Genomic DNA, 14,650 nt, shown 5'->3' on the forward strand with positions numbered 1-14,650 from the left:
AGCGCGTTTTAAACCTTCTGAGGTAGGATCGATACCCACCATCCAAACCGGCTCTATCCATTCAGAGCGTTGCATTTTCATCAGCAGATCAGTGCCGATATTACCTGGGCCGATAATGAGGGCTTTTAGTTTTTTACTCATAGTAATGCCTGCTTTTATTAGGTGAAGTGAGGCTTAAAAAATGGTGCTTAAACAAAACGTACCGAAGCGTTACCCATACCGCCAATACTTAGGCTCATGTGGTCACCGGCTTTGACTGGTACTAAGGGTACGAGTGAACCCGAAAGAATCACTTCACCCGCTTTCAGTGGAATTCCAAACTGGCCTAAGGTATTAGCCAACCAAGCAACACAGTTAACTGGACTGCCTAACGCCGCTGCGCCTGCACCCGTACTAATCACTGATCCATTTTTTTCGACCACCATACCGCAAGTCGCTAGGTCGACTTTTGTTGGGCTAACGGCTTGATCGCCTAAAATAAATAAACCACAGGAAGCATTATCAGCTACCGTGTCTTGAATTTTTATTTTCCAATCTTCAATGCGTGAATCCACCACTTCAAAGCAAGGCATTACGCAGTCAGTGGCCGCTAACACATCAGCATTAGTAACACCTGGCCCCATCAAATCTTTTTTCAAAATAAAGGCAATTTCACCCTCAGCACGGGGCTGCATCAGCATTTGGCTGATCGGCATTTCTTCCCCCTGGTTAAAGGCCATTGTATTGGTTAAATAACCAAAATCGGGCTGGTGAACATTGAGCATGTCTTGCACGGCTTTGGAAGTAACGCCGATTTTTTTACCAATAATGTGTTCACCTGCGGCTAGGCGACGCTCTAGCATCCGCATGGAAATGTTGTATGCGTCTTCGATAGTGATGCCACTGAAACGCTCGGTCAGTGGACGAACCGCTACGCGGTCAAGCATTGCGTTATAGAGCTCATCACCACAACGCTGAATCTGTTGTTTATCCATAGAAATCTCTTTTAGTGAGTAGATTGAAGGCGATCTGCTTCGACAAGGAAGCCGGATACCAGGTTGATGAAACGTTGGCTGTGTTCGATCTGGGTCCAATGACCGCAGCGCCCGAAAACATGCAGCTGCGACTTGTTGATCCACTGCGCTAGTGTCAGGCTGGTTTGCAGCGGGATCACTTCATCTTCGCGGCCATGCACAATCAGTGTTTCATGAGGCAGGGCGCGGATGTCGGCTTCCGAGCTTGCCATAGCATCCACCCAACGCTGGCGCGGTGCCGGAAACATTGCGGCAAAAGACTCATGGAAACCGGGTCTAATGCTGGCCTCATAGCGCATCTTAGCCAGCTCATCATTCACCAGTGAGCGGTCATAGGCGAAGATATCCAGCAGCCGACGCATGGTTTCAAGCGAAGGCTGATAACCCCACACGGCATCCAGCCCCGGTGTGATGGTAAAGGGCACGCCAACACTGCCCATCAACACCAGGCGGCGCACCCGTTGTGGATGACGGATGGTGAGTGCCAGTGCCAGTGCGCCACCAAAAGAGTTGCCGACCAGGTCGGCCTGCTCGATTTCCAGCGTATCGAGCAAATCAACGGTGTGCTGTACCCAGCGATCCATGGTGTAGCTCTGGTCTTTGGGGCGCTCGGTATAACCGAATCCGAGCATGTCCAGTGCGATCACCCGACGAGTATTTGCCAGTTCCGGCATCACCAGCCGCCAGTTGGCCCAGGCCGTGACACCGGGGCCTGAACCGTGGATCAGCAGCAGCGGGAACCCGCTGCCAAGATCATGAACGTTGGTGTTGATACCCTTGACGTCAATAATGTTTCCAATCTCAGAGTTGTTCATTGCTGCGTTCCTGTTGAAGAGGTTGGCACTTATAACTTGATGCAGATGTTTTTCAGTTCGGTATAAAACTCGAGACCATGTACGCCCCCTTCACGACCGATACCTGACTGCTTAGCACCACCAAAAGAAGTACGTAGATCACGTAAAAACCAAGAGTTAACCCAAACAATGCCAGCTTCCATTTGCTCTGCCACACGAATAGCGCGAGAAGAATTTTCTGTCCAAATGGCCGCTGCTAAGCCGTAATCAGTGTTATTAGCTCGCTCGATAACTTCATCTTCACTATCAAAAGGACTGATATGGCAGCAAGGTCCAAAGATTTCTTCACGCATAACCCGTGCATCTTCAGCTAGCCCTGTCCAAATTGTAGGTTCTATCCAAGCACCATCATTTAAGTCGTTGCCCATATCAGGAATACCCCCACCGATTTCGACTTTTGCACCTTCTTCAACGGCTAGGTCATAGTAATATTTAACTTTTGCACGGTGCTCAAGGCTAACCAAAGGACCAAAGTTAGCTTGCTCATCTTCAGGACGGCCCAGCTTTAACTTGGCCACTTCTTCCTTCATGCGGGCTAAAAACTTATCAAAAATAGGGCGTTCAACATAAACCCTTTCAGTACCTAGACAAACTTGTCCACAGTTAACAAAGGCAGAACGCATCGTGCCTTCCACTGCTTTTTCAATATCACAATCGGCAAAGACGATGCCGGGGTTTTTACCACCACATTCTAAAGAAATATTACGCAAGCCAACAGCGGCGGCTTTCATGATGGCTTCGCCCGTGCGAGTTTCGCCGGTAAAAGTAATGGCATTAACATCAGGGTGAGTGGTTAAAAATTCACCAGCTGAATCGGGCCCAAAGCCGTGAACAACGTTAAAGACTCCGGGTGGAACACCGCACTCATTCATCACTTCACCCAAAAGAGTGGTGGTCATAGGGGTTTCTTCAGAAGGTTTAACAACCACGGTGTTACCGCAAGCCAAAGCAGGACCTACTTTCCAGGTCATTAACAATAGGGGTAGATTCCAAGGAGCAACAACAGCAATAACGCCCTTGGGTGTGCGGTGGCCAAAGTTCATTGCACCTTTACCGTCTGGGGTATCCATGCGGAAACCTTCGGTGGGTAGGTTAGCAACGGTTTCAGTAAAGGCTTTAAAGTTGGCTGCACCACGTGGAATGTCTATATGTGCTGCAATCGAGCGAGGTTTACCTGTATCTAGGCACTCGGCTTCTAGGAACTCCTCAAATCGCTCATTAATGCGATCGGCTACTTTATTAAGCAGTTTAGTTCGTTCAACCTGGGTGAGTTTACCCCAAGGACCTTTTAGTGCCGCTTTAGCTGCTTGTACTGCAGCATCTACTTCTTCACGACCGGCTTCATACGTTTTACCGAGTAGGCTGTTGTCGACCGGACTACGGTTTTCGAAGGTTTTACCACTGGCTGATACCACGTACTGACCATTGATAAAGTGCTTAAATTCTTTCATAAATTTTTCTCTTACTAATCTTATCCAGTCGTTAAATAAATGTGGTATCAACCATTAAGGTTGATACCACGGGTTTTACTAGGTTAAAGCCGTTAAAAAACGCTCATTCAGTTCACGGGTGTGATAGAAAATTGCTTTACCTAAGTCTTCAGCTTTCCATGTAATGGTTTTGTGATCTGGATAGAAGTAGCTACCACCACAGAACACTTCACTACGGTTACCTGAAGGGTCAAAGAAGTAAATGGTTTGTCCATGGGTTAAACCATGACGGGTGGGTCCAATATCCAAAGAGGTATTGGTCATGGTAATTAAATCAGCAGCACGCAATACATCTTCCCAAGTATCTAGATAGAAAGAAGCATGGTGGAACTTGTTCTTTTCTTCATGCTTAATAAAGGCAATATCGTGCTCTTTCATAGAGGCGGTTAAGAACAAGGCAGCTTTATTGCCTTCAGGGTCTAGTACTTGTTCAGCTAAGCCAAAACCCAGAGTTTCAAATAACTTTAAGTTGCCTTCTAAGTCGTCACCGTAAAGTAGGCAGTGATCAAAACGTGTTGCTTTCATGCCTTTTAAACCGCGTGGCCAGGCGTCTGGGTTAACATCACTGATCCCCCATTTGCCGGTTTGCTCTTTAGTGGCATAGAGTTCAAAAGTATGGCCTGTGGGTGCTACAAATTGCATACGACGGCCACAATCCGGCAAATCACCAGCAGGAATTTCTTTCACTTCAATGCCTAGCTTGCTTACATCGGCAGCTAGTGAATCTAGGGTTGCTTCGTCAACGCATTTAAAGCCCATAAAATCCATGCCTGGCTCGTCGGCTTCACGAAGAATCACTGAATACTTATCGACTTCTGTCCAGCCTTTTAGAAAAACACGGCCTTGATCATCGCGGCCTGTTTCAATCAAACCAATTAGCTCAACATAGTGTTTAACGGCCTCATCTAAATCCAATACGCGGATTTGTACGTGGCCTGGGCGCATTACACCTTTTCTCATTAGGACTTCCTCTTTTTGTTTTTATATTGCTTGTTGTATTTGCTGCTTTTTTAATTGGAAGTGATCTGATTCAAGCTCTAGATCACTTAAAGGTGTTAGCCGACAAGCCAAAGCAAAACCCAAAACTGCTTCTTCTTCACTAATATGGGCTTTACTCATACGCTTTGTCTGATAATCACCTTGCAGTACTTTGACTTTGCAAAGTCCGCACCCCCCACCTCGACACCCCACCTGAATAGCATGTTGATTATTTTTCTCCATTGCCATTAATAAAGGTTCGCCTTTAGGTACGCTGAACACCTGTTGGCGATTAGTTACTGATATTTGGCAAACATTTTGAGTAGCCATAAGAACCTTCCAGCGCGTTAAATACGCTTAAACAATGCAGACCTTGAATCTGCTGTTGCACCATCGGCAGCAGTTAAAAACTTCTCCATGTGAATATCTGCTTCAAATATGCGACCTTGCATAAGTACCGTAATTGCTGCATTAATCATGGGCGGTGGTCCACATAAGTAAGCTTTGTGGCCGGCTAAGCGCCCGTCAAAGTGGCTTTTAGCTGCTTCGTGCACAAACCCCTTAAACCCTTGCCAATCATCACTAGCCAAAGGATCATTTAAAGCAGGTAAGTAATGAAAATTACTGTGCTGCTCCACCAAAGCTTCTAGTTCAACTTTTTTGTAAAGCTCAGCTAAGTTTCTAGCGCCTTGAAAAAGATAAATCTGCCTTGTATCACCCGCTTCTAAAAGTTCTGTAATCATCGACAAAGGACTTGATAAACCAGAGCCACCAGCAATAAAGATGACATCCTTGTCATCAGTCTTACGAACAAAAAACTGTCCATAAGGGCCTGAAACTTTTAATTCATCACCCAGTTGCATGGTTTGATGAATCCAACTGGTACCTTTACCTTCAGGAACAAGCCTTACATGCAAATCAACATAGCTTGAATCTGTCGGTGAGTTAGCGATTGAAAAGGCTCGACTTCCTTCAACACTAGGTAAGTTAAGGTTCACATACTGACCCGCCTGAAACTGCATAGGCCGATCTAGTGCGAGTCGAATACCTTTAATAGTGGGCGATAGCTCTTCTATAGAAACTACCTTTGCTTGATAATCTTCAATTTGATAACCAGCAAAATCTGGATCAACATCTATATCAGCTTCAATAACCAAGTCAGACTCAGGTAAGGCACAACAAGCTAAAACAACACCTTCCTCACGCTCCATATCCATTAGTGCAAAAGGTGATGCAGCTCCAACATCAACATCACCCTCTAGCACCTGTACTTTGCAAGTACCACAGGTTCCATGCCCGCAAGCAAAGGGAAGCCAAACTCCCTGTCTTAATGCTGCATCTAACAGGGTTTGTCCTTCTTCTACTTCAACCACATCGCCTGTTGGTTCAACTGTTACCTGATAAGACATAGCTTTCTCCTCAAACGCCTGCGTTTTTATAACCCTTAAGCTCAGGGGTTTGAAACCTTAGTAAAGACTTATGACCTACGCCCTGTTCTTGTAAGCTTTTATCCAACTGGGGTTGAAAAGGTTCGTTATCTAACAACCAAGTAGCAGTCTCCCAATTAACCTTGCTGTACTCTGGATGCAGTTCAAAGGCTTCTTGCATTACCCCATCACGCAACGCTTTAAAAGTTGTTGCCGGTGGTACTGGATAAGCAAAAGCAGAACAAAACATTAGGTGGTGATCCCAACCCACATAGACGATTTGGTTGCCGTGAAAATTTTCAACACGGTCTTTTGCTGCAAATTTATAATCAGGTGTTATAGCGACGACTGACATAATGTTAATTCCTGTTTTTAGAGCCACTAGGTAAGTATTTGCCTAGTGGCTTTGTTTTTTATTGTGCAGGTTGTAACCAGCTATTAAGCAACATCTTGATCTTTGTCTGTATCCTTGCCTTTATCTTTACCTTTCCATTCATTCCAACGTTGCTCATCGGGCGAGCCTTTAAAGTCCATATTGTCTTCACCAAGATTCATCTTGTAATAATCACGAAGCACTTCTTCAACATTAGCGCCACCACAATTACCTTGGTAAATCTGGTGTACAGGCAGCCAAGACTGTACATATTTCTCTGGTTCTTGATCGAAGATGTGCTTGCAACCATCTGAACAGAAATGGTATTTCTCACCGTCAAAATCACTTGATCGGTAAGCAATTTGAGTCGGGTCATCCATCTCTGTAAAGCCCATAGGAATTTGGCAAGTAGTACAAAGTTGTGGCAGGGCTTTAGTATAGAAACGCTCACCACGCGCTTCCATTTCCTTGGCTAATTCCCAGCGTGGGCGATAGTATTTATCAAAAGTGTCTGGGTATTTTTCGCTAAGCCAATCCAACTCTTCATCGCTTGGAATCCAAGTGTGGAAAGCTGCTGCGTGGCCGTGGGTGTAGAAGATCCACCAAGCTTGGTGAGAAATGTGTTCTTTTTCTTTAGCAGTAGTTTCAACAAACTTAGGCATAACAATGCCGTAACGGGCTAAATCTTTGAACAGTGCGCCGCCGGCCTCTTCAAAATAGACTTCCCAAGCTTCCTTCCAAGACATCACCTTGTTGGGCAGCATGTAATCCATCATCATTCCAACTAAAGCTAGCAAGCGTGTACCACGCCAGAACCATTTATCAATCCACTTTTGTACCAGCGGTACGTTGTCTTCGTGCTGCTCAAGTAGGAACTTAATAATTTCTAAACCTAAGGTCATGTGACGCGCTTCATCAGACTGGGCTGAGAAACCAAAAGTACAGGTCGCCATATCGCCGTTATGTGCTGCACCCGACATAAAAGGTACAAATAACAAGTTAGTTAGAACGTATTCAAAACTAAAACTAATGGCGACTAGGAACTCAAAGGGGCCAGCTGAACGTGCATCATCAAAGAAAGATTTAGGCACTGACAAATACCAAACGCGGTCATGCATGTGCGTCCAGTCTTGGAAGCCATCAAAAAACTTGTTGTAATGACTCATGGCATGAATTTGGGTTTGAACGTGGCGCAACTCATCAATGGATTGCATCTGGCAAGCAACCCGCGCACCGGCACCACTAAACTGACGACCTACATGGGCATAGCCTTGAAAAGCCTGATATTCAAGCGGTGATACACCGGTCAAAAACAACTTAATAGCATTAACATAACGTGCATCAGTAACGTTTAAGTGGCCATTATTCTGTGAAAAAGCATCAAAAATAGCGTAAAGCTTCTTTTCTTTTTCAGCTTGATATTTCCAATAAGAATCCATAGTCAAACGGAAGGGATCTTCCCATTTTGACCAATCAGTAATTTTAATGCCTTCAAACTCTTCATAGGGAAAAGCTTTTTTACGGTCGGCGTAATCATAATCCCAATCTAAATCACGGGTTAGAGCGCGGTATTTATCTTTTAGGTTAAGTTTTTTGGCAACCATTGTATTTACCTTTTTATTATTGTGTTGGGCTTAAACATTCCAGCTAAGGTGGAGTCGGTCTTCATCTTCATCAACGTTACCACCCAGAGTAATCAGGCTTAGGTGCAACTCTTGCATATCCCAATCCCGCCCTATTTTTTCTTCCACGCTAGCGCGACGAACGAACAATTCACCCGTGCTTTCAATGCGAATCATGGCTGGCTGATGGATAACCGTAGCTTCTGGGTTATCTTCAATAATGGCTTCAACGATATAGCGAGAATCATCGTTATCTTGTAAAGCTAAATAAACTTTAGACATGGTGACCCCTTAGCGATTAATGCCAACTTTGGTTAGACGTTCTTCTAATAATGCATCGGCAAGACTTAGTGCATCGCTGTTATCAAGCATCGCTGATACAACTGGTTTTAAAGCCTCTAGTGTTTTTGCACGCCAATGTTTAACCCACACTTCAAGCAGTGCGCGGTTCTCTTCAGATTCACTGGCAACCGTTTTTAAAACACTGTCTAACCAACGGCTAGAATCTTTCGTCCATACCTGCATAAACTCAGTTAAAAGGGCTACGTCTCTGCCACCCATCGAACCAAGTTTTTTATCTAACTGTTCATAGAAAAGATTAAAAACCAAGGTGTCTACAATTAGGTCTTGGGCAACAAACACCTCGAACCAGTCTTGAACGGTGGTCATCTCTTCGCACAAGGCACGCATTGGCTGCCAAACAGGATTTTTAAGCCATTCTTGCTTAGCAGTGGCTAGCGATTCAGCACTATTACCATCTAATAGCAGACCAATTCTTGATAAATACTGAGCGTTACCTAACCTGTCCATAGCGTTATAAAGCAAGGCTTGAGCAATGGCTGTGCCATACCCAAAAGCACAGCCGTACATATTGTTTAAGTTGGCAGTGTGTTCTACATGGCGCAAAGGAATTAAATAGGTAAGAAGGCTGGCTTTAACTTCTTCAGATAAGTGTTCTGCCAAACCACGCTTTTCAAAAAAGCTGTAGTTGGTTTCAGTTGCTTCTTGGTGTTTGGCGCGTTGTTGAACATAGGTGCCGTAATAAAACTGGCGTGGGTCTTTAAGGTCGTACCAATCATTCATTTTTATTTGAGTACGGTTTTTATCATTCAGCTCATATTGCGGCTGCCATAAAGGACGGTAATGAAAGTTGGTTTCGCCTTGCAAATCATAGGTTGCTTCTTGGTAGCGCGAAGCAGGTTTATCACCAAAACGCCGTTCAATATTGGCAAAGGTGTTGCGAATAGGCTGTAAAGTTGCCGTTTTAATTTCAGGTGTCATCAGCTATTACCCATCAGTAGTTTTATTGTTATTCAGTGGATCGATTGCGATTTTGGGACATCAAAGTGTCCTCGTCGCCGTACCGCCATTTTTCTAGCTCTGCATCAACGCTAGCCATTTCTTCATCATTCATATGAACAACAGCATTGTTAGTACAAAAAACTTTAAAAACGGTGGGTGGCATAATTAACTCTACGAACAAAGAGGGCTCTCCTATCGCAAAATCAAACTCTACAAAGCGAGCATCTGGCTTACTGCGTACTCGTATGTATTTGGTGAGATTGGGTAAGCCATAATTAGGTGTTGTGGCTCGCTCCTCAGCAACTAGTAAATGCGACATCCCCGAATCCTCTAGTTTTTTTATTTTTGGATTTATCATTCACCTACAACCTAGCTACTGCAACCCGTGTGCCAAAACCAAAAATAAAAAAGCAGCCATCTGATTTATATGGGTTTATTGAAAATAATCGCAATATTAAGAATGATTCAGGCATTATCAATTTTATAAAAAACAGCTATAAACTTGATCAATTGAGCAATCAAAAAAAATGAATTGATCTTTTGATGCAGTTACTTTCTTTAATTAAGAGGTGAAAAATTAAGAGAAGATTAGGGGTATACTGTTTAAACTATTTTTTAGCGAACAACCTTTCAATGACAAAACCTATAACAACTACAAATCGCTAGGTGTACAAGTGTCTAAACCAAATTTACAACTACCAAACTTTGAGCAGCTTTTAAAAAAACTAAAATTTAATCCTGAAGAAGGTAAAATTTGGCTAGCTGAGCAACGCTCTGTTTTGATGAGCCTAGGCGCTTTATCTAGCTTTCGAAAAGAAATTATAACAACCCTTGGCCAAGAAAGAGGCAAGGGCTTCTTTATGCGTTTAGGTTACTTTTCAGGATTAAAAGACGCTGAGCTAGCGCTTAATATTGAAGAAAACTCTGATCCTGACCAAGCATTTTTAGTGGGCCCAATGCTGCATAATTTACGTGGCATGGTTAAAGCCATTCCGTTAATACTTGAGTGCGATCTAGAAAAAAAACATTTTTATGCTGAGTTTGAATGGGTCGATTCTTTTGAAGTAGAAATTTGCCGAACCACGCTAGGCCAACTAAACGAACCTGCTTGCTGGATTCTACTGGGGTATGCCTGTGCTTATTCCAGCCACTTTGCTGGTATGGACATCCAGTTCAGAGAAGTCGAATGTTGTGGGCAGGGTGACCATCAATGTCGCATTGTTGGCAAGCTGGCTAGTGAGTGGCCTGACCATGAAGAATTCAGTTTGTTATTTAGAGAAGCGCCTTTAATTGATGAGCTTTATGAGTTGCAATCACGGCTTGCTGATTTAGAACAAACTTTAGCCTACAACCCTGAAAACTTGCATCGTGCTCTGGGTGAAGCACCGCCTTTTACTAGTGCGTTAGCTATGATTGATAAGGGCGCTAATTCTGAAGTCACTATGTTGTTGTTAGGTGAAACTGGAACGGGTAAAGAAGTTCTAGCAAGGCGCGTGCACAGTATGAGCCAACGTAACAATCAACCCTTTGTTGCCGTTAACTGTGCAGCCATTCCTCCTGAGCTAATTGAATCTGAGCTTTTTGGTGTAGAAAAAGGAGCTTACACAGGAGCAACTCAATCACGTAAAGGCCGCTTTGAAAGAGCTAATGGCGGTACTATTTTTTTAGATGAAGTGATTGAGTTAAGTGCGCGTGCTCAAGCCGCCTTATTACGTACGTTACAAGAAGGTGAAATTGAGCGAGTAGGCGATAACCAAACGCGTAAAATTGATGTGAGGGTTGTGGCTGCCACCAATGAAGATTTGGCTATTGCTGTAAAAGAAGGGAGGTTTCGGCAAGATTTATTTTACCGTATTAATGCCTATACAGTTATCATCCCTCCTCTAAGGGAACGAAAAAACGATATTATTTTGTTAGCTGAACATTTTCGTAAACGCTACGAGAAACAGTATAAAAAAACCACTTTAGGGTTTACTGATTTAGCAGTAGAAGCACTGCATGGTTATAGCTGGCCAGGCAATATTCGAGAACTAGAAAACACCATAGAGCGTGGCATCATTCTGACTGATGATCAAAACTCCATTACTGAACTAACACTTTTTAATACAGGCCACTCATCTTTAGATGCAAGTGTAGGTGATGTTCGTAAAATTAATCAGCAATCCGGTCAGATCGAAACGATTGACAGCAAAAGCTACTTAAAAACAACACTGGCTGAACAGGTTATTTACAATAAGATTAGTATTACTGAACTTGAAGAGACACTCATTAAAAAGGCGATGGATAGTTCTGAAGGTAATGTATCAGTAGCAGCAAGAATGCTGGGCTTAACTCGTGCTGCTTTTGCTTATCGGCTAAAGCGAATAGAAGAAGATAAAAATAAAACTGATAATTAACTTTTTAGTCAGCTAACCTAGTTACTACTTAATCTAGGCTAGCTGACACTAGCTAATATTGGTAATGCTTTAAAAACCTAGCTAGCCCTAGTCCAGCTAGTACCATCCTTAGTATCTTTTAGCAAAATACCCTGCGACTCCAACTCTTGCCTGATACGATCAGCTTCCGCAAAATTTCTATCTTGCTTAGCCATTAGGCGCTTTTCTATCAAAGTTTCTATCACGTCTGGATTAACGCTGTGCTGCATATTAAGCGTATTGCCTTTTAAAAAAGCATCAGCGTCTTGCTGCAACATACCTAAAATATCGCCCAGATCACGCAGCTCAAATGCTAAAGCTTCTGCTAATGGAAGATCACCTTGTTGACGGGCGCGGTTAAGGCTTCGAACTAGATCAAACAAGACAGCAAAGGCTTCGGGTGTATTAAAATCATCATCCATCACCGCAAAAAAATCACTGCGCCAATCACCCGCAGTTGCCACCATTGCTGCATCTTCAACCGGCTTAACACCTTGCAAAGCCGTGTAAAAACGCTCTAGGTTTTTACGGGCATCATGCAAAGCACTTTCTGCATAGTTAATGGATGAGCGATAATGGCTAGCCAATAATAAATAACGAATTACTTCGGCATCATGCTTTTCTAATACATCGCGAATGGTAAAGAAGTTATCTAACGATTTAGACATTTTTTCTTGGTCAACTCGAACCGCGCCAGCGTGCATCCAAGTATTCACATACTTTTGACCGGTTGCTGCTTCACTTTGCGCTATTTCATTTTCATGGTGAGGGAAAGGTAAATCTGGCCCGCCACCATGAATATCAAAAGTGTTACCTAAGCAGCAAGTTGACATGGCTGAACATTCTATGTGCCAACCTGGGCGACCTTCGCCCCAAGGTGAAGGCCAACTCACTTCTGAGACTTTTGCTGCTTTCCAAAGTACAAAATCGAGTGGATCTTCTTTAAATTCATCCACTTCAACTCGAGCGCCGGATTGCAGTTCATCCAGCTTGCGGTTAGTTAGCTGACCGTAGTTTTCAAACTTGCGTACACGGTAATAGACATCGCCATTACTAGCAGCGTAGGCATAACCCTTTTCTTCTAACGTTTGAACTAGGTCAATAATTTCGGTGATATAAGCGGTAGCACGCGGTTCACTAGTGGGGCGTAATACACCTAACCTAGCTTCATCGTCATGCATCGCTTTAATCATACGTTCAGTAAGCTCACCAATGGTTTCTTGGTTTTCATCAGCACGTTTAAGAATTTTGTCGTCAATATCGGTAATGTTGCGTACATAGTTAACTTCATAACCACGGGTACGCAAGTAGCGGGTAATCATATCAAAGGCCACCATCACCCGCGCATGACCTAAATGACAAAAGTCATAAACGGTAATGCCACAAACGTACATTTTAACTTTGCCTGCTTCTATTGGCGTAAAAACTTCTTTTTGGCGCGTTAAGGTATTGTAAATTTTAAGTTGCGGTAAGCTTTTCATTTCAACCCTGTTTTTTCTGTATTTTTGCCCAAGAATCTTTAAGGCTAACGGTACGGTTAAATACTAGCTTAGTACCCTGCTGATGGTCGTAACGGTCAGCGCTAAAATAACCAACCCGTTCAAATTGAAAGCGATCTTCTGGCTGTGCAATGGCAAGGCTAGGCTCACAAATGGCTTCAATGACGCTTAAAGATTTTGGGTTTAAGTGCTCTAAAAAATCAACGTCTTTATCAGCATCTGGGGATTCAACTTGGAAAAGGTTATCGTATAAACGCACTTCGGCTGAAATGCCGTGAGTTGCGCTCACCCAATGAACAACGCCTTTCACTTTACGGCCTTCTGGGTTTTTACCTAAAGTCTCTGGGTCATAGCTACAACGTAATTCAATAATCTTGCCTTGCTCGTCTTTAACCACTTCATCACAACGAATGACCCAAGCATTACGCAGACGTACCTCTTGACCGGGTGCTAGGCGGAAGAATTTTTTGGGTGGTTCTTCCATAAAGTCATCGCTATCTATGTATAACTCTTTAGTGAACGGCAGGGTGCGCTCGCCCAATTCTTCTCTGGCTGGGTGGCTAGGCGAAGTTAGCATTTCTTCACGACCTTCTTCCCAGTTGGTAATCACTACTTTAATGGGATTAAGCACCACCATAGCACGCTTAGCTGAGTGCTCTAGGTCACTACGCAAAGCAAAGTGCAGCATTCCTATATCGACCACGCCACCGGCACGGTTAACGCCTATCATGTCACAAAAATCACGCAAGGATTTAGGTGTATAACCACGGCGGCGCATTCCAGAAATCGTTGGCATACGTGGGTCATCCCAACCATTAACCACACCTTCATCAACCAGCAGCTTTAACTTGCGCTTAGACGTTACCGTATAGTTTAAGTTAAGACGCGCAAACTCGGTTTGTACTGGCTTACAAGGCACTGGCAGATTATCAAGAAACCATTCGTAAAGTGGGCGATGGCCTTCAAACTCCAGCGTACAAATGGAATGGGTAATGCCTTCGATTGCATCTGACTGGCCGTGCGTAAAGTCATAGCTTGGGTAGATACACCACTTGTTACCTGTTTGGTGATGTTCTTGGTGGCGTATGCGGTAAAGAATGGGATCACGCAGATTAATGTTAGCTGCTGTCATATCTATCTTGGCGCGGAGCACCTTAGCACCATTAGGATAATCGCCCGCTCGCATTTTGATAAATTCAGCGAGGTTCTCTTCCACACTGCGCTCACGAAAAGGGCTGTTTTTGCCCGACTCAGTAAGCGTGCCCCGATACTCACGCATCTGTTCTGCATTCAGCTCACAAACATAAGCTTTGCCGGTGTTAATTAGGTGTACAGCCCAATCATAAAGCTGTTCAAAATAGTCGGAAGCAAAGCGAACTTCACCCGCCCACTGAAAACCCAACCAGTTAACGTCTTCTTTTATCGCATCAATAAATTCTTGGCTTTCTTTTTCTGGGTTGGTGTCATCAAAACGTAAATGACAGTCGCCAGAAAACTCTTCAGCCATGCCAAAGTTCAAACAAATGCTTTTAGCATGGCCTATATGTAGATAACCATTGGGTTCTGGCGGGAAGCGGGTTATAACTTTTTGTTGCTGACCCGCTTCACGCTGCTGGATAATCATATTGCGTATAAAGTTGGTTGCAGCAGTAATTTCGGGCTGACTCATAGTGCTCGC

General features: G+C 43.8%; 14 protein-coding genes and 1 pseudogene. 1 reads left to right on the plus strand and 14 read right to left on the minus strand.

The window, feature by feature from the left end; all coding sequences use genetic code 11:
* The 12 genes and pseudogenes from VJY63_RS02520 to VJY63_RS02575 all read right to left on the minus strand — a co-directional run.
* A pseudogene (locus VJY63_RS02520) lies at positions 1-141 on the minus strand (acetaldehyde dehydrogenase (acetylating)); the annotation flags it as partial.
* A 47-nt stretch (positions 142-188) separates the two neighbouring features.
* Positions 189-974 carry a 2-oxopent-4-enoate hydratase gene (dmpE, locus tag VJY63_RS02525; protein ID WP_324048164.1) on the minus strand — a complete coding sequence of 262 codons (786 nt, stop codon included), beginning with the start codon at positions 972-974 and terminating at the stop codon, positions 189-191.
* An 11-nt stretch (positions 975-985) separates the two neighbouring features.
* Positions 986-1,828: an alpha/beta hydrolase gene (locus VJY63_RS02530; protein ID WP_324048165.1), complete on the minus strand. Its 843-nt coding sequence runs from the start codon at positions 1,826-1,828 to the stop codon at positions 986-988.
* A gap of 29 nt (positions 1,829-1,857) precedes the next feature.
* Entirely contained in the window at positions 1,858-3,318 is a 1,461-nt protein-coding gene (locus tag VJY63_RS02535; RefSeq protein ID WP_324048166.1) for a 2-hydroxymuconic semialdehyde dehydrogenase, read from the minus strand.
* A gap of 78 nt (positions 3,319-3,396) precedes the next feature.
* Positions 3,397-4,317, minus strand: a complete 921-nt coding sequence (locus VJY63_RS02540; protein WP_324048167.1) for a catechol 2,3-dioxygenase — start codon at positions 4,315-4,317, stop codon at positions 3,397-3,399.
* A gap of 21 nt (positions 4,318-4,338) precedes the next feature.
* Positions 4,339-4,665 (minus strand): 2Fe-2S iron-sulfur cluster-binding protein, encoded by a 327-nt coding sequence (locus VJY63_RS02545; protein ID WP_324048168.1) that lies wholly within the window; start codon positions 4,663-4,665, stop codon positions 4,339-4,341.
* Positions 4,666-4,682: 17 nt separating this feature from the next.
* Positions 4,683-5,744, minus strand: coding sequence for a 2Fe-2S iron-sulfur cluster binding domain-containing protein (locus VJY63_RS02550; protein ID WP_324048169.1), 1,062 nt, complete (start codon positions 5,742-5,744; stop codon positions 4,683-4,685).
* A 10-nt stretch (positions 5,745-5,754) separates the two neighbouring features.
* A complete protein-coding gene (locus tag VJY63_RS02555) occupies positions 5,755-6,117 on the minus strand; it encodes a phenol hydroxylase subunit P4 (RefSeq protein ID WP_324048170.1) in 363 nt (120 codons plus the stop codon).
* An 83-nt stretch (positions 6,118-6,200) separates the two neighbouring features.
* On the minus strand, positions 6,201-7,739 hold the full coding sequence (locus VJY63_RS02560; protein WP_324048171.1) for an aromatic/alkene/methane monooxygenase hydroxylase/oxygenase subunit alpha: 1,539 nt from the start codon (positions 7,737-7,739) through the stop codon (positions 6,201-6,203).
* 30 nt (positions 7,740-7,769) lie between these two features.
* Positions 7,770-8,039 carry an MmoB/DmpM family protein gene (locus VJY63_RS02565; protein ID WP_324048172.1) on the minus strand — a complete coding sequence of 90 codons (270 nt, stop codon included), beginning with the start codon at positions 8,037-8,039 and terminating at the stop codon, positions 7,770-7,772.
* A 9-nt stretch (positions 8,040-8,048) separates the two neighbouring features.
* A complete protein-coding gene (locus VJY63_RS02570) occupies positions 8,049-9,038 on the minus strand; it encodes an aromatic/alkene monooxygenase hydroxylase subunit beta (protein ID WP_324048173.1) in 990 nt (329 codons plus the stop codon).
* Positions 9,039-9,066: 28 nt separating this feature from the next.
* On the minus strand, positions 9,067-9,378 hold the full coding sequence (locus VJY63_RS02575; RefSeq protein WP_324048174.1) for a phenol hydroxylase subunit: 312 nt from the start codon (positions 9,376-9,378) through the stop codon (positions 9,067-9,069).
* A gap of 355 nt (positions 9,379-9,733) precedes the next feature.
* On the opposite strand from VJY63_RS02575, the gene VJY63_RS02580 reads away from it, so the two are divergent.
* A complete protein-coding gene (locus tag VJY63_RS02580) occupies positions 9,734-11,455 on the plus strand; it encodes a sigma 54-interacting transcriptional regulator (RefSeq protein ID WP_324048175.1) in 1,722 nt (573 codons plus the stop codon).
* 77 nt (positions 11,456-11,532) lie between these two features.
* Here VJY63_RS02580 and cysS read toward each other — a convergent pair whose 3' ends face one another.
* Entirely contained in the window at positions 11,533-12,954 is a 1,422-nt protein-coding gene (gene cysS, locus VJY63_RS02585) for a cysteine--tRNA ligase (protein ID WP_324048176.1), read from the minus strand.
* A gap of 1 nt (position 12,955) precedes the next feature.
* The gene (locus tag VJY63_RS02590; protein WP_324048177.1) at positions 12,956-14,641 is read right to left on the minus strand and encodes a glutamine--tRNA ligase/YqeY domain fusion protein; all 1,686 of its coding nucleotides are present in this window, start codon (positions 14,639-14,641) and stop codon (positions 12,956-12,958) included.
* Between the last annotated feature and the right edge of the window lie 9 nt (positions 14,642-14,650).

The sequence above is a fragment of the Marinospirillum sp. genome (genome assembly GCF_035271045.1).
Classification (GTDB): Bacteria; Pseudomonadota; Gammaproteobacteria; order Pseudomonadales; family Halomonadaceae; genus Marinospirillum.